19 protein-coding genes and 1 pseudogene are annotated in these 20775 nt (G+C 70.5%); 9 read left to right on the top strand and 11 right to left on the bottom strand.

The window, feature by feature from the left end; all coding sequences use genetic code 11:
- The first annotated feature begins 112 nt into the window (after window positions 1-112).
- Window positions 113-2008, top strand: coding sequence for a DNA helicase RecQ (gene recQ, locus Q0599_RS21105; RefSeq protein WP_298834007.1), 1896 nt, complete (start codon window positions 113-115; stop codon window positions 2006-2008).
- A gap of 15 nt (window positions 2009-2023) precedes the next feature.
- Here the strand turns inward: recQ and Q0599_RS21110 are convergent, their stop codons facing one another.
- Both Q0599_RS21110 and Q0599_RS21115 read right to left on the bottom strand, forming a co-directional pair.
- Window positions 2024-2401, bottom strand: coding sequence for an Ig-like domain-containing protein (locus Q0599_RS21110; RefSeq protein WP_298834010.1), 378 nt, complete (start codon window positions 2399-2401; stop codon window positions 2024-2026).
- Between the two features lie 9 nt (window positions 2402-2410).
- On the bottom strand, window positions 2411-3898 hold the full coding sequence (locus tag Q0599_RS21115) for a vWA domain-containing protein (RefSeq protein ID WP_298834013.1): 1488 nt from the start codon (window positions 3896-3898) through the stop codon (window positions 2411-2413).
- A 146-nt stretch (window positions 3899-4044) separates the two neighbouring features.
- On the opposite strand from Q0599_RS21115, the gene Q0599_RS21120 reads away from it, so the two are divergent.
- From Q0599_RS21120 to Q0599_RS21145, 6 genes are all read left to right on the top strand, one after another.
- Window positions 4045-4671 (top strand): sigma-70 family RNA polymerase sigma factor, encoded by a 627-nt coding sequence (locus Q0599_RS21120; RefSeq protein ID WP_298834016.1) that lies wholly within the window; start codon window positions 4045-4047, stop codon window positions 4669-4671.
- On the top strand, window positions 4668-5723 hold the full coding sequence (locus tag Q0599_RS21125; RefSeq protein WP_298834019.1) for a hypothetical protein: 1056 nt from the start codon (window positions 4668-4670) through the stop codon (window positions 5721-5723). The genes Q0599_RS21120 and Q0599_RS21125 overlap by 4 nt, the downstream gene beginning before the upstream one ends.
- A gap of 91 nt (window positions 5724-5814) precedes the next feature.
- Window positions 5815-8676: an excinuclease ABC subunit UvrA gene (gene uvrA / locus Q0599_RS21130; protein ID WP_298834022.1), complete on the top strand. Its 2862-nt coding sequence runs from the start codon at window positions 5815-5817 to the stop codon at window positions 8674-8676.
- Window positions 8677-8824: 148 nt separating this feature from the next.
- Window positions 8825-9193 (top strand): hypothetical protein, encoded by a 369-nt coding sequence (locus Q0599_RS21135; protein ID WP_298834025.1) that lies wholly within the window; start codon window positions 8825-8827, stop codon window positions 9191-9193.
- A gap of 85 nt (window positions 9194-9278) precedes the next feature.
- The gene (locus tag Q0599_RS21140) at window positions 9279-9884 is read left to right on the top strand and encodes a 2-hydroxychromene-2-carboxylate isomerase (RefSeq protein WP_298834028.1); all 606 of its coding nucleotides are present in this window, start codon (window positions 9279-9281) and stop codon (window positions 9882-9884) included.
- 5 nt (window positions 9885-9889) lie between these two features.
- Window positions 9890-10768, top strand: coding sequence for an amidohydrolase family protein (locus Q0599_RS21145; RefSeq protein WP_298834031.1), 879 nt, complete (start codon window positions 9890-9892; stop codon window positions 10766-10768).
- 72 nt (window positions 10769-10840) lie between these two features.
- Here the strand turns inward: Q0599_RS21145 and Q0599_RS21150 are convergent, their stop codons facing one another.
- From Q0599_RS21150 to Q0599_RS21170, 5 genes and pseudogenes are all read right to left on the bottom strand, one after another.
- Entirely contained in the window at window positions 10841-11257 is a 417-nt protein-coding gene (locus Q0599_RS21150) for an SWIB/MDM2 domain-containing protein (RefSeq protein ID WP_298834034.1), read from the bottom strand.
- 184 nt (window positions 11258-11441) lie between these two features.
- Window positions 11442-12146, bottom strand: coding sequence for an alpha-hydroxy-acid oxidizing protein (locus Q0599_RS21155; RefSeq protein WP_298834038.1), 705 nt, complete (start codon window positions 12144-12146; stop codon window positions 11442-11444).
- Window positions 12143-12813: pseudogene (locus Q0599_RS21160) on the bottom strand (Fe2+-dependent dioxygenase). Before Q0599_RS21160 ends, Q0599_RS21155 begins: the two are co-directional and overlap by 4 nt.
- An 11-nt stretch (window positions 12814-12824) precedes the next feature.
- The gene (locus Q0599_RS21165; protein WP_298834041.1) at window positions 12825-13529 is read right to left on the bottom strand and encodes a hypothetical protein; all 705 of its coding nucleotides are present in this window, start codon (window positions 13527-13529) and stop codon (window positions 12825-12827) included.
- A gap of 34 nt (window positions 13530-13563) precedes the next feature.
- Window positions 13564-14556 (bottom strand): TerC family protein, encoded by a 993-nt coding sequence (locus Q0599_RS21170; RefSeq protein ID WP_298834044.1) that lies wholly within the window; start codon window positions 14554-14556, stop codon window positions 13564-13566.
- Between the two features lie 261 nt (window positions 14557-14817).
- On the opposite strand from Q0599_RS21170, the gene Q0599_RS21175 reads away from it, so the two are divergent.
- Entirely contained in the window at window positions 14818-15183 is a 366-nt protein-coding gene (locus Q0599_RS21175; RefSeq protein WP_298834046.1) for a phage holin family protein, read from the top strand.
- Window positions 15184-15212: 29 nt separating this feature from the next.
- Here Q0599_RS21175 and Q0599_RS21180 read toward each other — a convergent pair whose 3' ends face one another.
- The gene (locus tag Q0599_RS21180) at window positions 15213-16805 is read right to left on the bottom strand and encodes a M48 family metalloprotease (protein WP_298834048.1); all 1593 of its coding nucleotides are present in this window, start codon (window positions 16803-16805) and stop codon (window positions 15213-15215) included.
- A gap of 58 nt (window positions 16806-16863) precedes the next feature.
- Here Q0599_RS21180 and moaC point away from each other — a divergent pair, with 58 nt between their 5' ends.
- Window positions 16864-17349, top strand: a complete 486-nt coding sequence (gene moaC, locus Q0599_RS21185; protein WP_298834051.1) for a cyclic pyranopterin monophosphate synthase MoaC — start codon at window positions 16864-16866, stop codon at window positions 17347-17349.
- A 9-nt stretch (window positions 17350-17358) separates the two neighbouring features.
- Here moaC and Q0599_RS21190 read toward each other — a convergent pair whose 3' ends face one another.
- The 3 genes from Q0599_RS21190 to Q0599_RS21200 form a co-directional block, all read right to left on the bottom strand.
- Complete coding sequence (locus tag Q0599_RS21190) at window positions 17359-19110, bottom strand: O-antigen ligase family protein (protein ID WP_298834056.1); 1752 nt, start codon at window positions 19108-19110, stop codon at window positions 17359-17361.
- Between the two features lie 70 nt (window positions 19111-19180).
- Window positions 19181-19939 carry a pilus assembly protein gene (locus Q0599_RS21195; protein WP_298834059.1) on the bottom strand — a complete coding sequence of 253 codons (759 nt, stop codon included), beginning with the start codon at window positions 19937-19939 and terminating at the stop codon, window positions 19181-19183.
- Window positions 19940-20051: 112 nt separating this feature from the next.
- Window positions 20052-20588, bottom strand: coding sequence for a pilin (locus tag Q0599_RS21200; RefSeq protein ID WP_298834062.1), 537 nt, complete (start codon window positions 20586-20588; stop codon window positions 20052-20054).
- Window positions 20589-20775: the final 187 nt, after the last annotated feature.

Raw genomic sequence — 20775 nt, forward strand, 5'->3', positions numbered from 1 at the left:
TCGATCCCTCGCCGCGGGGTGCTTCGGGGGAGACCGCGAGTTCCCCCTTCCAGGTGCGGCCGGACCGTCGGGCGCGAGCGGCGACAATCGCGACACACTCCCCCAGCCCGCCGTGACCGTCTTCGAAGCCGCCCTCGCCCCTGCCTCTCGCGCCGCGCCGGTGGAGGTGCTGCAGCAGGTGTTCGGTTACCCGGCCTTCCGCGGCCAGCAAGCCGCCATCGTCGAGCACGTCAGCGCCGGCGGCGACGCGCTGGTGCTGATGCCCACCGGCGGCGGCAAGAGCCTGTGCTACCAGGTGCCGGCGATCGTGCGCCACCGCCGCGAGCAGGGCGTGGCCATCGTCGTCAGCCCGCTGATCGCGCTGATGCACGACCAGGTCGGCGCGCTGGAGGAGGCCGGCGTGCATGCCGCCTTCCTCAACTCGACGCTCACGCTGGAGGAGACACAGAAGATCGAGCGCGAAATGATGTCCGGCCGCCTCGTGCTGCTGTACGCCGCGCCGGAACGCATCACCACGCCGCGCATGCTGGCGCAGCTCGAGTCGCTGCACGAGCGCGGCCTGCTCAGCCTGTTCGCGATCGACGAGGCGCACTGCGTCAGCCAGTGGGGCCACGACTTCCGCGAGGACTACCTCGGCCTGAACGTGCTGCACCAGCGCTGGCCGGATGTGCCGCGCATCGCGCTGACCGCCACCGCCGACGAGCTGACGCGCGCCGACATCATCGAGCGGCTGCAGCTGCAGTCGGCCAAGGTCTTCATCAGCAGCTTCGACCGCCCGAACATCCGCTATGCGATCGTCGAGAAGGACGACGCGCGCCGCCAGCTGCTGCGCTTCATCCGCGACGAGCATGAAGGCGACGCCGGCATCGTCTACTGCCAGAGCCGCAAGAAGGTCGAGGAGACCGCAGCGTGGCTGAACGACGAGGGGGTCGCCGCGCTGCCCTACCACGCGGGCCTGGATGCCGAGGTGCGCCGCCGCCACCAGGACCGCTTCCTGCGCGAGGACGGCGTCGTGATGGTGGCCACCATCGCATTCGGCATGGGCATCGATAAGCCCGACGTGCGCTTCGTCGCCCACCTCGACCTGCCGAAGAACATCGAGAGCTACTACCAGGAGACCGGCCGCGCCGGCCGCGACGGCGCGCCGGCCGATGCCTGGATGGCCTACGGCCTGGCGGACGTGGTGAACCAGCGCCGCATGATCGACGACAGCCCGGCCGAGGAGGAGTTCAAGCGCGGCCAGCGGGCCAAGCTCGACGCGCTGCTGGCGCTGGCCGAGGCGCACGACTGCCGGCGCGTGCGGCTGCTCGCCTACTTCGGAGAGCGCAGCGCGCCCTGCGGCAACTGCGACAACTGCCTGCATCCGCCGGCGACCTGGGACGCGACGGAGGCGTCGCGCAAGGCGCTGTCCTGCGTCTACCGCTTCCATCAGCAGCGCGGCCAGCGTTTCGGCGCCGGCCACCTGATCGACGTGCTGCGCGGCAAGGCCACCGACAAGGTGGCGCAGTACGGTCACGACCAGCTCTCCACCTTCGGCATCGGCGCCGACCTGTCGGAAACGCAGTGGCGCGGCGTGCTGCGCCAGCTGATCGCGCTCGGGCACCTGCGCACCGAGGGCGAATACAACACGCTGGAGCTGACGCCGAGCGCGCGCGAGGTGCTCAAGGGCGAGGTGACGCTGCTGCTGCGCGTGCCGAGCGAGGCGCCGGCGCGGGGTCGCGGCTCGCGTGGCGCCCGCGCCGGCGGCGGCACGAAGGAGAAGCCCACGCCGATCGCGCTCGATGCCGACGGCCAGCGCCGCTATGCCGCACTGAAGGCTTGGCGCGCCGAGGTGGCACGCGAACACAACCTGCCCGCCTACGTGGTGTTCCACGACGCCGCGCTGGCCGAGATGGCGCGCAGCCGGCCCGCGTCGCTCGGCGAGCTCGGCGGCATCAGCGGTGTCGGCGCGAAGAAGCTCGAGGCCTACGGGGGCGAGATCCTGCGCGTGCTCGACGAGGCCAGCTGAAGCGGCGGCGCGCGCTCAGGGGGTGACCATGACCGTCAGCAGGGCGCTGTCGGCCTCGTTGCCCGCACCGTCGCGGGCGCGGGCGAACACGCTCAGTGTCGTGCGTCCGTCGGCGGGCGCCACCACGTCCCATTCGTAGGGTTCACTGCCGTCGCTGCCGAGCCGCACCGCGACGCCGCCATCGAGCCGGTAGAACGCCACGCTGTCGATGCCGCTGCCGTCGTCGGACGCCGCCGCCACCACGTGCAGCACGCCGCCGGCGGCGACGCCGGTCTGCGCCGTGGTGATGCTCACCGAGGGCGCGCCGTCGTCGTTCCAGTCGCCCCAGCCGATGTAGATTCCGCCGCCGCAGCCGGCGAGCAGCAGTGCGAGCATGGGCAGCCATCGCTTCATGACGCCATGCTACCCCCGCGGCAGCTTCGCGAGCTCGTCGCCGACCAGCCTGACGATGAGCTTGTCCAGCGTCTGCACCGAGTAGCCGCGCACGTCGTGCGGCGTCTGCGTGCCCGGCCCGCTGCCGGGCTCGCTCGCCTCCTTGTAGGTGAGGAAGACGAAACGGCCCGCGGTGTACTGCGCGATCTGCCGGTAGACGTATTCACCCACCGGGTCGAGCCCGCTGGCTCCCACGGCAAACAGCTTGATGCCCTTGGCCAGCGCGGCCTGCATGTCGACGTCGTATTGCGGGCCGCCGTCATCGAGGTGCGGTGGTGCATCCGCCACCAGCACCACCATGCGCGCCGCGTCGCGGCGCCAGCTCAGCCGGTGCACCGTCTCGTGCAGCGCCTCGTTGAGCGCCTCGGGCGTGTCGCCACCCCCGCCGGCCTGCACGCGCGCCAGCACGCCCTGGAAGGCGCCAAGGTCGTCGGTGAAGTCGTGGCTGCGCGTGAGGAAGGCATCGCCGCGGTCGCGATAGGCCACCAGGCCCCAGCAGACGTCCGGCTGGCCGGGCAACTGCGCGATCTGCTGCGACATCGCACGCATCGAAGCCTTCAGCTTGGCGATCTCGTCGCCCATCGACCCCGTGGCATCGACCAGGAAGACCAGGTCCAGACGCGGGCGCTGCACGAGCGCAGACGCGCCGCCCAGTCGCACCTGCAGGGCGGCGCGCTCGCCGCGCACCAGCGTCGCCCGCGACCAGGCCGAGCCCTTGCGCACCGCGATGCCGAGCGAGCGGTCGGCCGCGTCGGGGGCGAGGAAGGCGCGCGGGTGCAACCAGACGCGGCCACCGGTGTCGGTGCGGGCCCACATCACCGGCTCGTGGCGGCCAGCGCGCTGCACCGCGACCTCGGCGTCGTGCACCGGACGGCCTGCGGCGTCGCTCACCTCGAGCAGGTAGCGCTCGGTGACGTCGCGCTCGCGCACCGGCAGGCCGAGGCGGCGCTGCCGGTAGGCGAGGTACTCGCCGAAGTCGGCGTTGTCGTCGACCATGCCGGCAGTCACCGTCTCCGTGCGCGGCGGCCGGGGGCGGTCAGGGAATGGCGGGGGCGCCTGCCGCGTGACAGCGGCAGACTCGCGCTCGACGGGCGCAGCGGCCGGGGCCGGCGCACCTGCGGCGAGGCTCTTCGCCGCTTCGGCGCGGCGCGATGCGCGCGCTTCGGCGGACGAGGCGGCCAGGTCGTCGGCCAGGTCGCGCCGGCCCCCGTGCCGCGCGCCGCCCGGCACTTCGCGCGTGGTCGGCGCCTGCCGGCAGTGGTTCGCGCTCGGCGGCTCGAACTGCGGCACGGCGAAGTCGGGCTGCTGCATGGGCGGGTCCTGCCACGCGGGCGGCCAGTCGGCAGGCGCCGCATGCGCGAGCGGCGCGTCGATCACCGCGGCGCAGGCGGCGAGCAGGGCCAGCGCGGCCGCGACGGGCGCGGCGGCAAGGCGCAGGGCAAGGCGTTTCGATCCCATCGGTGTTCTCCATCCGTTGATGAGGGGGCATGGCGTGATACGGGCCGGACGGACCGGCGGGGTGACGGGCTTGGCGAACAAATGGAGATCACCCCGTTCGCGCGCGCTGGCCGTATCAGCCGCGGATCAGGCAGACTCCCGCTGCAATGGACGCCAGCCCCGAGGACGACGACACGCTGATGGCCGCCTACGTGCGCGGCGAGGCCGACGCGTTCGAGCAGCTCTACGCGCGCCACCGGCTGCCGCTGTACCGCTTCCTGCGCCGGCTGCTCGGCGGCGCCCATGCGGCCCAGGTCGACGAGGCGTTCCAGGACACCTGGCTGCGCGTCGTGCAGGCGCGCGCGCGCTGGCAACCGCAGGGGGCGAGCTTTCGCACCTGGCTGTTCACGCTGGCACACCACCGCGCCGTCGATCTGCTGCGGCAGAGCGGACGCGAGGTCGCGCTCGATGCCCATGATGGCGAGGACGGGCAACCCTGGCAGCCCGATGCCACCGCCTGGCAGCACTGGCCGGCACCGGCTTCGGCCACGCTGCAGGGCGACGAGCTCGCCTTCTGGCGGCGTGCCGGCGAGAAGCTGCTCGCCTGCCTGGACGAACTGCCGCTGGCGCAGCGCAGCGCCTTCCTGCTGCACCACGACGACGGGCTCTCTCTCGCCGAAGTGGCGCACGCGCTGGAGGTGGGCTTCGAGACGGCGAAGACGCGGCTGCGCTACGCGATGAGCAAGCTGCGCACCTGCATGGGCGCTTACCTCGCTCCGGAGTCGAGCCGATGAGACCGGCGGACGACAACGATGCGGTGCCGCACGACGCCTGGCTGCGCGAGGCGCTGCGCCATGCGCCCGATGCGCAGGACGGCCCGCCGCCCAAGCTCGAGGAGACCATCCTGCGCATGGGCCGCGCGGCGGTGGCGCCGCGTGTGGAGCGGCCGGCGACCGCCACGCTGGCCGGCCCGGGAGCCTTCGCCGCGATCTGGGCCTGGCTGGCGCGGCCGCCGGTGGCCGCCGGTTTCGCGGGGCTGATGGTAGCCACCGTGGTCGGCGTGATGTGGTGGGACCAGCCGCTCGAGGAAGCCTTGCCGCCACGCGAGGAGCCCGTCGCCGTGGCGCCCACGCCGACCTCGGACGAACCCCTTGCCGTGAGCTCGACGTCGCCCGCTGGGCTGCCCGAGGCAGCGAAACGCGCTGCCGCCGCGGCGCCCGACGACCTCGTGGCCCGCAAGCCGAGCGAAGCGCCGGCCGTGCCGAAGGCGGAGGCGCCGTCGCCACCGCCGAAGCTCGCCGCCGCGCCGGCGGCAGCCCTTGGTGCCGCCACCGAACCTCCCGCCCGCGAGCGCGAGTCCGCCGAGCGCCGCGAGACCGCCGTCGCCCGCATGGCCACGCCCCAGACCGCGCCGTCGGCGCCTCCCCCGGCGGATGCCGCCGCACCGGGCGCCCTCGCCGGGCGCGCCGCGGTGGCTGCAGCCCCGGCCGCCTCGGCCTACCTCGAGAGGCCCGGCCTGAGCAACCTGCGCTTCGAGATGCGCCGCCAGCTCGAGTCCTGGACCTGGCAGCGCGACGAGGGCGAGGAGCGTGCGATGGACGACGCGATGTTCGAGTGGATCGTGCAGGCCGACCGCGCGGCGCGAACGTCCTGGCAGGCCGGCGCGGTGGGCGCGGATCAGACGACGACCACGCTGCGCTTCACGCGCGGCGGCGTGGTGCGTGCGCTGCTGCGGCTGGGGCCTGGCGGCATGCGGCTGACGCGTGGCGGCAAGACCGAATCGGCCGAGCTGTCCCGCGGCCAGATGGCGACCCTGCAGTCCTCTCTCGACGCCGTGGGCCCCTGAGCCCACACGGGGTCGCATCGCTATCATGGGCGGTTTGCGCCGCCGCGACCCGATGCCCACCTCTCCTGCGCCCGTCAGCCCGGAATCGCCCATGATCCGCGTGCGCGGCGCACGCACGCACAACCTCAAGAACATCGACCTCGACATCCCGCGCCACAAGCTCGTGGTGATCACCGGGCTGTCGGGTTCGGGCAAGTCCAGCCTCGCCTTCGACACGCTGTACGCGGAAGGCCAGCGCCGCTACGTCGAAAGCCTGTCGGCCTACGCGCGGCAGTTCCTGCAGCTGATGGACAAGCCCGACGTCGACGTCATCGAGGGCCTGTCGCCGGCCATCAGCATCGAGCAGAAGGCGACCTCGCACAACCCGCGCTCGACCGTCGGCACGGTCACCGAGATCCATGACTACCTGCGCCTGCTGTACGCGCGCGCCGGCACGCCCTTCTGCCCCGACCACGAGATGCCGCTGCGCGCCCAGAGCGCCAGCCAGATGGTCGACGCCGCACTGGCGCTGCCCGAGGGCACCAGGCTGATGGTGCTGGCGCCGGTGGTGCGCGACCGCAAGGGCGAGTTCGTCGAGCTGTTCGCCGACATGCAGGCGCAGGGCTACGTGCGCTTCCGCGTCGACGGCACCGCCTACGAAGCCGCGGAGGTGCCCAGGCTGAAGAAGGCCGAGAAGCACGACATCGACGTCGTGATCGACCGCGTCAAGGTGCAGGCTGGCCTGCAGCAGCGCCTGGCCGAGAGCTTCGAGGCTGCCATGCGCATCGCCGAAGGCCGCGCCATCGCGCTGGAGATGGACTCGGGCACCGAGCACCTGTTCTCCAGCAAGTTCGCCTGCCCGGTGTGTCGCTACTCGCTGCCGGAACTCGAGCCGCGCCTGTTCTCCTTCAACTCGCCGGTCGGCGCCTGCCCGAGCTGCGACGGCCTGGGCCAGGTGACGGTGTTCGACCCCGAGCGCGTGGTCGCCTTCCCGTCGCTGAGCCTGGCCAGCGGCGCGGTGAAGGGCTGGGACCGGCGCAATGCCTACACCTTCTCGCTGCTGGAGAGCGTGGCGCGCCACTACGACTTCGACATCGACGCACCCTTCGAGGAACTGCCGAAGAAGGCCCAGCAGGTGCTGCTGCACGGCTCGGGCACGGAGGACGTGGAGTTCGTCTACCAGGCCGAGGGCGCCAAGGGCAGGCAGCGCGTGGTCAAGCGCTGGCATCCCTTCGAAGGCATCCTGCCGAACTTCGAGCGCCGCTTCCGCGAGACCGACTCGGCCGCGGTGCGCGAGGACCTGGTGCGCTACCAGAGCGCCAAGCCCTGCCCCGACTGCCAGGGCACGCGGCTGCGCCGCGAGGCGCGCAACGTGTTCCTGGTCAGCGGGGCGGAGGCGAAGGACGCGCCGCGCGAGCCGATCTATCGCGTCGAGCACTTCACCTTGCGCGAGTGCCTGGACTACTTCGAATCGCTGCAGCTCGTCGGCGCCAAGGCCGAGATCGCCGACAAGGTGGTGCGCGAGATCCGCTCGCGGCTGAAGTTTCTCAACGACGTCGGCCTGAACTACCTGAGCCTCGACCGCAGCGCCGACAGCCTGTCGGGAGGGGAAGCGCAGCGCATCCGCCTGGCCAGCCAGATCGGCTCCGGACTGACCGGCGTGATGTACGTGCTCGACGAGCCGAGCATCGGGCTGCACCAGCGCGACAACGAACGACTGATCGGCACGCTGCGCCACCTGCGCGATCTCGGCAACAGCGTGCTCGTCGTCGAGCACGACGAGGACGCGATCCGCGCCGCCGACCATGTCATCGACCTCGGCCCCGGTGCCGGCGTGCACGGGGGCCGCGTGATCGCGCAGGGCACGGCCGACGAGGTGGCGGCGAACCCCGATTCACTCACCGGCCGCTACCTGGGCCGCGCGCTGCGAGTTGCCGTGCCAGCCAGGCGCCGCACGCTCGCCGACAGCACCGACCCGCAGGTGCTGAAGATCGTCGGCGCGCGCGGCAACAACCTGCGTCGCGTCGACGTCGAGATCCCGGTCGGCCTTTTCACCTGCGTGACCGGCGTGTCCGGCTCGGGCAAGAGCACGCTGGTCAACGACACGCTCTACGCCGCCGTGGCGCGCAAGCTCTACAACTCGCACACCGAGGCCGAACCGCACGATGCCATCGACGGGCTGGACGCCTTCGACAAGGTGATCAACGTCGACCAGAGTCCGATTGGCCGCACGCCGCGCAGCAACCCGGCCACCTACACGGGACTGTTCACGCCGATCCGCGAGCTGTTCGCCGAGATGCCGACGGCGCGCGAGCGCGGCTACGGCCCGGGTCGCTTCAGCTTCAACGTTGCCGGCGGGCGTTGCGAGGCCTGCCAGGGCGACGGCGTGATCAAGGTGGAAATGCACTTCCTGCCCGACGTCTACGTGCCCTGCGACGTCTGCCACGGCCGGCGCTACAACCGCGAAACGCTGGAGGTGCTGTACAAGGGCAAGAACATCACCGAGGTACTGGACCTCACCGTCGAGGACGCGCACGCCTTCTTCAGTGCCGTGCCCACCATCGCGCGCAAGCTGCAGACCCTGCTCGACGTGGGCCTGGGCTACATCCGCCTCGGCCAGAGCGCGACCACGCTCTCGGGCGGCGAGGCGCAGCGCGTCAAACTCGCGCTGGAACTGAGCAAGCGCGACACCGGCCGCACGCTGTACATCCTCGACGAGCCGACCACCGGGCTGCACTTTGCCGACATCGACCTGCTGCTCCGAGTGCTGCACCAGCTGCGCGACGCCGGCAACACCATCGTCGTGATCGAGCACAACCTCGACGTCATCAAGACGGCCGACTGGATCGTCGACATGGGTCCGGAAGGCGGCGCGGGCGGAGGCCAGGTGGTGGCGCTGGGCACGCCGGAGGACGTGGCGGCGAATCCGGCCAGCCACACGGGGCGCTACCTGGCGCCGCTGCTGCGCGATTGACGCGCCACGGCCTGCCGTTCCGGCCTCGTGTCGCCGCTGCTCGCTCCATCCCTGCGCGGCCGCGGCGGCGCATTGACCCCGCGCAGCGCGCGCCCCGTCCGATCGCCGTAGATTGACCGCACCTTCAGCTCGATCCCGGAGATCCGTCATGGCCTCGATCCGTCGCCCCGCCGCCCCCGCGTCCCCTCGGCGCGAGGACGACCCCTGGACCGCTGCGCTCAGGCGCCAGCTCGAATGCACCACGCTGGGCATGGTGGCGATGCTGGAAAGTGCCGAAGCGATGCACCGCTATCTGCTCGAGAGCACGCGCGCGGCGCGCCGGCGTCACGAGGCTTGGCGCGCGCGCATTCACGGCGCCGCCGAGACGCCGCAGTTGCTCGCGCTGGAGGGCGACCTGTGGCGCTTCGACACCGACCTCGCCTGGCGCTGCTGGAACGAGATTGCCGAGACCATGACCCACATGGCCACCGAGTGGGTCGACGAAAGCACGAAGGCGCTGGGCGCGCCTCGCGCCTGACCACGCCCGCGACGCCATCACCCCTTCGCGCGGCGGGTCGAGGCGGCGCTGGCTAGACTGCGCCCACTCAACCGAGGAGACCACGATGGCGTCGAGCGTCGACTACTACTTCGCCCCCAACTCGCCCTGGACCTACCTCGGCCACGAGCGCTTCGCGCAGATCGCCAAGGCGGCTGGCGCGACGGTCCACGTGCTGCCGGTGGACCTGGGCGGCAAGGTGTTTCCGGTCTCCGGCGGACTGCCGCTGTCCAAGCGCGCGCCCCAGCGCCAGGCCTACCGGCTGGTCGAGCTGAAGCGATTCAGCGAGTACCTTGCCCGGCCGATCGTGCTGCAACCGAAGTACTTCCCGGTCAACGCCGACGATGCCGCCAAGCTGATCATCGCCGTCGACATGCACGAAGGCAGCGATGCGGCGATGCGCCTGGCCGGACGCATCCTGCGCGGCGTGTGGGTCGACGAGCGCAACATCGCCGACGCCCGAGAACTGGCGATGATGCTCGAGGAGGAAGGTCTGCCCGGCCGGCGTCGCGACGACTCGATGAGCCAGGCCGTGCAAGAGCGCTACGAGACGGACACGCAACGCGCCATCGACGCCGGCGTGTTCGGCGCGCCGAGCTACGTGATCGACGGCGAGATCTTCTGGGGCCAGGACCGGCTGGACTTCGTGCAGCGCCGGCTGGCGCGCGGCTGACGGCCATGCGGCGCACGCTGCTGCTCGCGCTCGCCCTGTTCGGCGGCGCCGCCACCGTGCAGGCGCAGCGCTATGCAGGACCATTGTTCGACGCCCACCTGCATTACAACGACGAAGCCTGGATGTCGGCACATCCGCTCGACGACGCGCTGGGCCGCATGCAGCGCAGCGGCGTGCGCGCGATCATCGCCAACAGCCGGCCCAACGACGGCACCAAGTCGCTGGCCAGCGCGGGCGAGAAGACACAGGCCGCCGGCGTGACGGTGGTGCCTTTCATCCGCCTGTACCGCAACCGCGCCGACTACACCGGCTGGTTCCAAGACGAGACGATCTACGAGATGGTGCAACGCGAGCTGGCCGCCGGCACCGCCGCCGGACCCTATCGCGGCCTCGGTGAGTTCCACCTCTACGACAGCGCCAACGCCAACGGGCCGGTGGCGCGCAAGCTGATGCAGCTCGCGCAGGCGAAGGACCTCGCCGTGCTCGCCCATGTGGACGACGGCGCGATCGACCTGCTGATGGCGCATGCACCGGACGCACGTCTGATCTGGGCGCACACCGGCATCGGCGGCGCGCCGGCCGAACGCGTGCGCGCGCTGATGGCGAAGTACCCGAAGCTGATGGGCGAGCTGTCGTACCGGCCCGGACTCACCGCCTCCGGCGGCGGCCTGAGCGCGGAATGGAAGGCGCTGCTGATGGGCTACAGCGACCGCTTCCTCGTCGGCTCGGACACCTGGATCAACGCGCGCTGGGCCGGCTACGAAGGGCTGATGGACGATGCGCGGCGCTGGCTCGCCGACCTGCCCGAGCCTGCAGCGAGGCGCATTGCCTGGGAGAACGGGGCGCGGCTGTTCGGCTTGCCGCCACAACCGGCTGCGCGCTGAGGCGCCAAATAAAAAGCCGGCGCAGTGCGCCGGCTTCGAGACCGCGCGGCCCGCAGGCCGCAGCGGCAACGCTCACTTCAGGTGGGCGTTGACGTACTTGGTCAACTCGAACATCGAGACCTGCGCCTGCTTGGTGACCTCCTTCAGCTTGGCGTCGGCGTTGATCAGCGTCCGCTTGATCTTGTCCTGCAGGCCGTGCTTCTTGATGTACTCCCACACCTTCTTCGTCACCTCGGTACGCGGCAGCGGCTTGTCGCCGATGATCGCGGCGAGCGCGGAGCTCGGCGTCATGGGCTTCAGGAATGCGGCGTTCGGGGTGCGCTTCTTGGCGGGAGCCTTGGCCTTCTTCGCAGGAGCGGCCTTCTTGGCGGGAGCCTTCTTGGCCGGAGCCGCCTTCTTGGCCGGGGCCTTCTTGGCGGGAGCCGCCTTCTTGGCCGGGGCCTTCTTCGCTGCCGCCTTCTTGGCGGGAGCCTTCTTCGCAGTTGCCATGTTGATTCTCTCCATCAAAGTCTGGTTGATGTGCCCGGGATGGGCGAGGCTCGCATGGAACCTCATTTCTCCATAGCACCGTGCGGAGCGAATGGTAATGCGTCACTGCTGCATTGAGAAGCAGTTTTCACTCGAAGAACGTTGATCTTGTCGAGGCAAGACGCGCTTTTGTCGCGCTTGCACGTCACCTGGGACGCTCCCAGGGAGCTCCCAGGGCGCTTCGAGGTGCGTCGAAGAGCATCTCGCGATGCACTTCGGCGAGCTCCGCGACACCCGACAAGACCATCGCGATCTCGACTTCATCGCGCAGCAGACGCAGTGCATGCGCGACACCATGCGCGCCTGCGACGGCCAGCGCCTGCACGATCGGACGGCCGACCAGCACGGCGCGCGCACCGAGCGCGATCGCCTTGAGCACGTCGGTGCCGCGCCGGATGCCGCCATCGACCAGCAGCGGCAGCGCATCGCCCACCGCATCGGACAGGCGCGGCAGCGCCCAGGCCGTGGGCAGCGCGGTGTCGAGCGTGCGGCCGCCGTGGTTGGAGACGATCAGTCCATCGACGGCATGCTGACGCGCAAGCCGCGCATCGTCGGGGTGCAGCGCGCCCTTGAGCAGCAGCGGCAGCCTGGTGTGCGCGAGGCGCTGCCAAGCCACCGGCGCGACGAGGATCGGGTGCGCCAGCGTGCGTCCGAGCAGTTCGATGCGCATGTGACCTTGGGCGAGCGAGTGCAGCCACGACGACGCCCAGGCCTCTCGGTTGGCGCGCAGCGTGCGCTCGTCGGCGGCGCCGCCGCACAGGTAGGTCCAGGTCCCATCGTCGAGAACCTGGCGCGCCTGCGCCTCGTAATCGGCCAGCGAAACGATGCCGGCAGTGTTCTTCGCGCTCACGTGTCCGCCCACAGTCGGAGCAGGTTGTGATACGTCCCGGTCAGCGCCACCGCCTCCTCGGTCTCGGCGTGGTGGGTGCGCAGCCGCATCAGCGCCACGTCCATCTCGTACAGCAGGCGTCGCTGCGCACCAGGCTCTCGATCCAGAAGAAGCTCGCGACGCGCAAGCCGCGCGTCACCGGCTCGACGCAGTGCACGCTGGTGCCAGGGTAGAGCACCAGGTCGCCGGACGGCAGCTTGATGCGCGGCTCGCCGTAGGTGTCCTGGATGACCAGCTCGCCGCCGTCGTAGTCGGCCGGTTCGGCGAGGAACAATGTGCAAGGCACGTCGGTGCGCACGCGCTGCACGCCGTCCGGGTGGTAGCGGATCGCCTGATCGACATGGGCCCCGTAGCTGTTCGCCGCGCCTCCGTAGCGGTTGAAGAGCGGCGGCAGCACGCGCTTGGGCAGCGCCGCGGAGAAGAACAGCGGGTGGCGCTCCAGTGCCGCGAGCACGATGGACTGCAGCTCCGGCAGCTCGGCGCTGCCGGCGTCCACCTGCTGGTTGTTCTTCACCGAGGCCGCCTGGGCACCTGCAGTAACGCGGCCCTCGACCCAGCTTGCGCGCGCCAGCAGAGCCTGCGTGCGCGCCAGCGCCCCGCCGGCCAGCACCTCGGGGATGTGCAGCAGCGTGGGCCAGCCTAGAACGCCATCGCCGTGGTCAGCTGGACAGTGCGCGGCTTGCCCGGAATGTAGTGGCCGGGGTAGAGCTGGTCGGCGTGGTGCTCGTCGGTCAGGTTGGTGAGGTTGAGCTTGAAGCTCAGCGGCCCGGCGTTGTACTGGGCCATGGCGTCGGCGGTGAGGTCGTGCGGCGCGAAGATCTTCGAATCCGCCGCCAGACCCACCGGGCGATCGGCACCGCGTGCGTTCAGTCCGGCGCCGACGAACACGCGCACGGTGACACGGCCGCTCTCGCCGAGCCTGCGCGAGGCGCGCGGGTAGACCGGCGCCGGCGGTGGTGGCGGCGCGGGTGGCAGGGACGCCTCGACCACCGTCGCCGGCAGCTCGCGGGGAGCCGGGTGCTCCGGCTCGTGCGGCCCCTTTTCGACGGCGAAGGGGTCGTGTTCCGGCGCAGGGGCGGCCGCCAGCGTCGGCGCTGGCGGCCGCGGTGTCTTCGCCATTGGCCTGGCTGGTGGCGGTGGCGCGGGTTCGGGCCGTGGCTCGGGCGCCGGCGGCACGATCAGGTCGACGAACATGGGCCCGACCTGCGCCACCGCCTCGCGCACGGCGTCGACCTGCATCAAGCCGCAGGCTGCTGCCCCATGCAGCACGAGGATGGCGGCGACCACGGCACGGCGCTGCGCGGGCGTGAGGTCGTGGCGGGCGGAGGCGTCGATTCGGTGCAAGAAGAAGGGCGCGACGACGGCGCGGGCGCGCCGCTCAGGTCGACTGCGGCAACGCCTTGGGCTTGGCCTCGGGCAGCCTGGGCGCCGTGCGCACGCTCCACACCATGGTGATGGCGAGGATGGCCACCACGGCACCCAGCGACAGCAGCACCGGGACCTTGACGATGTCGATGAGCAGCATCTTGGTGCCGATGAAGACGAGGATCACCGCCAGGCCGTAGCTCAGCAGGTGGAACTTCGCCGCCATCGCGGCGAGCAGGAAGAACATCGCGCGCAGGCCGAGGATGGCAAAGATGTTCGAGGTCAGCACGATGAACGGATCGTCGGTGATCGCGAAGATCGCCGGGATCGAGTCGACCGCGAAGATCACGTCGGTGATACCCACCAGCACCACCACCATCAGCAGCGGCGTGGCGATGCGCTTGCCGTTCTCCAGCGTCCAGAACTTCTCGCCGTCGAACTCCTTCGACACCGGCATCACGCGGCGCAGCAGCTTGAGCGCCGGGTTGTCCTCGAGGTCCTGCTCCTTGCCGGCGGCCCACCACATCTTGATGCCGGTGAGCAGCAGGAAGGCGCCGAACACGTAGAGGATCCAGTGGAACTTGGCGATCAGCATGCCACCGACCAGGATCATCACCGTGCGCAACACGATCGCACCGACGATGCCGATCATCAGCACCCGCTTCTGGTAGGCCGGCGGCACCGCGAAGTAGGTGAAGATCATCAGGAAGACGAAGATGTTGTCGACGGCCAGCGACTTCTCGATCAGGTAGCCGGTGAGGAACTCGAACGCGCGCGTGTTCGCTTCGGCGGCGACGGCCGGGTCGTCATGCGTCTTCAGCGCCCACCAGAAGAGGGCGTTGAAGGCGAGGCTGAGCAGCACCCAGATGACCGACCACTTGATGGCCTCGGGCACGGTGACCTCGTGCGCGCCCTGCTTCTTGAGCACGACGAAATCGACGAACAGTGCCACCAGCACCGATACGATGAAGAACGCCCACAGCCAATCCGGCGCCACGGTATTCATGGACAAGACTCCTTGTTGTCAAGCACTCGATCCGGCAGCACGAAGCCGCCGAGAAGGGTGCCGAAGAGTCTTGCGGGGTTCCAGTCGGAGGTCTGCTCCGCGCGGACTGCGAGCCCGGCCGACAGCCGCGAGGCTGTCGACGGATTGACGGGCTGCGCGACGGCCTTGCACCGTTCGCTACTCCCCCTTCAGCATCGCGGATTATCGGCGCAGACGGCTTGCCCCCATGACATTCGGGGGAATCGAGTTATTCTTCCCGCCATGAAGATCATCGTCCGCTGGCTGCTGCTGGCATCGGCTTTGTTGCTGGTGGCCTATCTCTATCCCGGCGTCTCCGTCACGAGCTTTGGATCGGCAATGATCGCCGCCTTCGTGATCGGCGTGTTCAACACGCTGCTGCGGCCACTGCTGGTGCTGCTGACATTGCCGGTCACGCTGCTGACGCTGGGCTTGTTCCTGTTCGTCATCAACGCGCTGATGTTCTGGGCCGCCGCGCAGGTGCTCGACGGCTTTGCGGTCGCCGGCTTCGCCGCCGCCCTGATCGGCTCGCTGATCTACAGCCTGATTGGCATGGTGATCGACGTGGCGATGGAACGCCTGTTCCCGAATGCCGGCCGAGCCTCCTGATCGCACGGTCGCCGGCTCGGTTCAGCAGCTCAACGCCGCTGTTCGTTCTGTTCGGCCATCAGTTGCCGAAGCTGTGACTGGATGTCGCGCAGCCGCGCGTCGATCACCGAAGCCTCGATGAAGTCGGCTGGATTGCCAGGCCGCACCTGGCGCTGGCCAGCGCGCAATCGATCCGCTGCGCCGCGCAGATCGCCCAGCGCGTAGAAAGCCTCGCCCTCGGCGCGCAGCGCGCGCAGCGGCTCACCGAGCTTGGCCCACAGGCGACCGAGCGTGGCCCAGGCGAAGGCGTCGGTCGGCTGCGTGGCCACGCGCGTCTGCAGGTCCTCGGCGCTGCGTCGCAGCGCTGCTTCGCCGCCAGCCCCCGCCAGCGCCACTTCAGCACTCATCAGCATGGCCGGCCGGCTGGTGTCTCCGGACAACGGCTTCAGGCTCGCCGCCGCGCCGGCCGCGTCGTGGCGCGCCAGCCTCGCTTGCGCCTGCAGCATCGCCAGCCAGCGCGCAGCGCTCGCCTCGTTGCGCGAGGTGTCGGCCAGCACCGATTGCGCACGGGCAATCGAGCCGTCGGCGCGCTCCGCGTCGCGAAGCATGATCGAGGCCAGCGCGCTGCTGTACGCGTCGGCCAGGCGCTGCGGCGCGGTCAGGTCGCTGCGCGGCGCATCGAGCGCCTGCCAGCGGCGCAGCGCGTCGACGCGCGTGTCCATCAGCACACGCGCCCGGGCCTGTGCGAGCGCATGCTCGTAGCTCGCGCCGCCCGGCCCAGGCGCAGGTCTTTCCTGCGCGGTGCCGAGCCGCGATCGCGCCTCGCCGATGCGTTCACTGGTCAGCGGGTGCGAACGCAAATAGGGGAAGCCGCCGCTGTCGTTCAGCCGCGAGGCCTGATCGAGTTTCTCGAACATCGTCGCCATGCCCGACGGCGCGAAGCCCGCGCCGGTGAGCAGCTGGAAACCGATGCGGTCGGCCTCGCGCTCCATGTCGCGCGAAAAGTTGAGCTGGCCCTGGATGGAGGCCGCCTGCCCTCCGGCGATCGCCGCGTTCGCGGCGTCGACGCTGCCGGCGCGGCTGGCGGCGATCATGCCGACGATCATCGCCGCCAGGCCGATCAGCGTCTGTCGCTTGCTGTTGGTGATGCCGCGCGCGATGTGCCGTTGCGTGACGTGGGTGAGCTCATGCGCCAGCACCGAAGCGAGCTCGTCGCGCGTGGCGGTGATGGCAATCAAGCCGAGGTGCACGCCGATGTAGCCGCCGGGCAGTGCGAAGGCATTGACGCTGCGGTCGCGCACGAGGAAAGCCTCCCACGTAAAACGCGCGTCGATGTCGGGCGTGATGTGGCCCTCCTTGCGCGACTGCGCCACCAGCGGCGACCACAACGATTGCACGTACTCGAGCAGCAGCGGGTCGTCGAGGTAGTCCGGGTCGCGCCGGATCTCGCGCATGATCTGCTCGCCCACGCGGCGCTCGGTGGCGACGCCGAAGTCCTCGGTCGCCGCGTCGCCCAGCGCGGGCAGGTTGTTCTGCGCACGCAGCGGGGACGCCGGCACCAGCAGGCAGGCGGCGCACAGGGCGGCCAGCAGTCGACGGGAGAGGGGGATCGTCTTCGGCACGGATGTGGGGACCACCGCCACGGCGGGGTCCGATGCGTCGCTATGATGCCCCCGAAACGTTTCCCGAGTGTTTCCTCCCATGACCTCCCCATTGACGCACTTCGACGCCCAGGGCCAGGCGCACATGGTCGACGTGTCGACCAAGAGCGAGACCCATCGCATCGCGCGCGCCACCGGCATCATCCGCATGCAGCCGGCCACCCTGGCGCTGATCCAGTGTGGCACGGCGAAGAAGGGCGACGTGATCGGCGTGGCGCGCATCGCGGCGATCCAGGCCGCCAAGCGCACCTCCGAGCTGATCCCGCTGTGCCACCCGCTTCCGATCACGCGCGTGGCCGTGGATTTCGAGATCGATGCCGCCGGCAACAGCGTGCGCTGCACCGCGCAGGTCGAGACGCTCGGCCGCACCGGCGTCGAGATGGAGGCGCTCACCGCCGTGCAGGTCGGCCTGCTGACCGTCTACGACATGTGCAAGGCTGCCGACCGCGGCATGGTGATGGACGGCATCCGCGTGCTGGAGAAGCACGGCGGCAAGAGCGGCGACTGGATGGCTGCGCAGCCCTGACCGCCGTACTCAGCGGAAGTCGCTGAAGTCGTAGCGACGCTGCGGCGGGGCACACTGGAAGGGCGGCGTGCCGCCCGGCGGCACGGGCTTGTCGCAGGCCGCGAAGAATTCCTGCGACAGCGGATTGCGGAACTCCCGCAAGCGCGCGGCCAGGTGGCGCGCACGGTCGGTCTGGCCGGCCTCGTCCAGCGCAGTGGCCCAGGCGATCATGATGCGCGTGTCCAGCAGGTAGTGCGGCGCACGCTCGAAGGCGTCCATCTCCAGCGCAGGATGCGCGGCGGTGGTCGCCGCCGCATAGTCGGCATGGTGGCCGAAGAACCAACTGCGCCGCCCCTCGGCAATGCGCTGCGACAAGGGCGCGGCGTCGGCCGGCGGCGAGAAGATCACCGCCACGCGCTGGAAGTCGTAGATCGATGCAGCACCGCCGAGCATCAACAGCGTGGCGGCGACGAGCAGCGAGCCGCCACGCGGCGCGGTCGGAGCTGCAGGGGCAGGCGCCGCTCCACCCAGCGCCAGCCCGAAGGCGAACACCGCCGGCAGCAGAAAGTAGGCGTACCACAGCGGGTACTCGAGCAGGCTGTGCAGCGAGATCATCAGCACCATCGCCAGCGCGGCACGGCGCATCGCGATGTCGCCGCGCTCGCCCTGCCTCGCGAGCTGCCAAGCCCGCCACAGCGCCCACAGCAGCAAGATGACCACCAACGCCGCGAGCGGCAGGCCGAGCTCCACCGCCAGATGCAGCGGCAGGTTGTGCGTGTGGTCGAAGAATGCGGTCGGCCGACCCGGGAACGCGTTGAGCGACCAGGCGAAATTGAACTCGCCGAAGCCCACGCCGGCCCAGGGGTGCGCGGCGATCAGCGACAGCGTGTTCGCCCAGATGCCGAAACGCGAGCTCGAGATGTCGCCTCCCGCATGCAGGCGCGTCTCGCCGGCGAAGACCGCGTCATGCTGATGGGCGATCGCGGCCACCACGGCGTAGATCAGCGCGTAGGCCAGCGGCACCAGCCACAACTGCACGCGCGCAGCGGGCGACAGCCGCCGATCCACCACGCCCCACAGCGCCAGCAGGACGGCACCGACCATGCCGGTCCTCGAGGCCGTGAGCACGACTCCGGCGAGCAGCACCATCAGGATGGCGGGCGCCAGGGGTCGCGGCAGGCGGCCGCTCTCGGCCAGCCACAGCACGGCGATCATCGCCCAGAGAAGCAGGCTGCTCAGATGGTTGGGCTGGCGCAGGTTGCCTACCGCGCGGTCGCCCAGCGCGCTCACGGCGATCCAGTCGCCGTCGGCCCACTGGGGCAGGTAGACCTGCACCAGTCCGATCAACGCGCTGGCGATGCCGGCCGCCAGCAGGGCAAAGCAGAAAGCAGCGAAGGCCTGTTCGCCCTGACCAGCGTGCTGCAGCGCGGTCGCCACGCGGGCGGTGAGCAGGGCCGCCGCGATCATGCCCAGGGCGGACAGCGACAAGGTCGACGGCAAGCCGGTCCACAGCGGCGAGACCAGCGCCGCCCCGGCCAGCAGCGCGAGCGCCGCGGTCAGCGCGAGCGTGCCGGAGTCGCGGGCCCCCGCGCGCCGTGGCAGCGACGTCGTCAACAGCATCAGCCACAAGCCCCAGCCGACCAACGCGGCCGCCTGGTTCAGGAAGGTGGACGATGGGGGAACATTGAAGGCGATCAGCGCCGGCGCGGCCACCGCGGCCGCAGCGGCGGCCAGCTGCAATTCAGGCGCGAGCACGGGGGCGTCGCGGTGACCGGAGGGCATCGGATGGACGGACGGCGCCGGACAATGAGGATGCGCGCGATTGTCGCTGCACCGATGGCCGGACGCGTCCTCAGAAGCCGTCGAAGGGCGCGTAGCCGGCGATGTCGCCGCGGCCATCGAGCAGCACGACCCAGTCCCCGCGCGCGACCGCCGGCAGGTAGCGCGCCTGATCGGGCGGCAGATTCAGTTCGGCGAGCCGGGTGCGCAATTCCTGCTGGCGCTCGGCGTGGCGGCCCAACAGTTCCGACACCGGCTTCGATTCGGCCAGGATGGTCTCGCGCGACTCTGCATAGGGCCGCCAGCGGCTCGGCCGCTGGCCGACGTCGTAGCCCTTCAGGGCCAGTTCGAGCGAGCCGAGTCGCTCCTCGGGCCGTGTCGGGCGTGTGCCGAGGATGCGCGGACCGTCGAGCCACAGCTGGCGGAACGCCTCGCTGGCATTCGGCAGGTCGTCGAGCTGCACCTCGTTCGCCGCGACGACGCGGAATCGTCCGGGCTCGTGCACCAACGCCACCGGGCGCGCCACGTAGAGGGTGTGCAAGCCGTAGGCCAGTGCGCCGAGCTGCAGCGCGGCGATGACCGCCAAGTCGCGGACCAGCTCGCCGCGCGGCTTGCGCCGGTCGAACACGACCAGCGTGAGCAGCGGCCCCATCACCACGTCCACGCCGAGGATGAGCAGGAACAGGCGGCGGCCACCAGCCATCTCGGCAAAGGCTCCGGGGTACCACAGGCCGAGGGTGACGGCGGCCACGCCGGCGGCGATGAGCGCCGACACGGCCAGGTGCGCACCGGCAGCGAGCAGGCGAGCGCGAAGCGTGTCGGTCAGGGTCATGGCGGCTGGATTGTGGGCGAATCCGGGAAGCGCAAAGAAAAACCGGCGCGCATCGCTGCGCGCCGGTTGATCGTGACGGTCCGCTGCGCCAGCGAGGCGCAGGGTCAACCGATTACTTGCACTCGGCCGGGGCGAAGCGCGGGTCGAGCGTGCCGAGCGTAGCCGGCGCGGGCAGGCCGCGGTTGGTGGCGGCAACAGCCAGCTGCGAGGCGCAGGCCCAGTCGACCGAGCCGGTGGAGCCGGCGGGAGCTGCGGCCAGCGGCACCGGAGCGGCGCCCGACACGGCCAGGTACGGCGTCAGCGTCAGGATGTTGTTGCCGCCGATGGCGTTGCCGACGTTGGCGGCGTTGTAGGTGATGGTGATCACACCGGTACCGCCCGTGACGCCCAGGCTGGTCACGTACTTGGAGGTCGGGGGCGCCAGAGCGACTTGGGCCGCGTAGGCCGCCACGCCGGGCATGCCGTCAGCCGCATAGCTGCTCGACAGGTCGGCCTTGATCGCCGACGCCAGCGACAGACCTTCCGTGACCTTCGCGCGGATCGTGTAGTCCTGGTAGGCCGGCAGTGCGACGGCGGCCAGGATGCCGATGATCGCCACGACGATCATCAGTTCGATGAGGGTGAAACCTTGTTGGATACGACGCTTCATGAGGACTCCTGAGGGGTTGGGAGAGGACACGGCCTTTTCGATGCGAACGGCGTGCCACCCGAATCGGCCTGCAAATCCGTGAAATGCAGCCTGAAGGCTGACGCAAACAGTCACTGGCCTGGCGGCCGTCCGGACGGACCGGGTCATGACTGACGCAAATGGTCACCCCACCAGGCCGTCCCTGCTC

It is taken from the genome of uncultured Piscinibacter sp., from assembly GCF_937952055.1.
Classification (GTDB): domain Bacteria; phylum Pseudomonadota; class Gammaproteobacteria; order Burkholderiales; family Burkholderiaceae_C; genus Piscinibacter.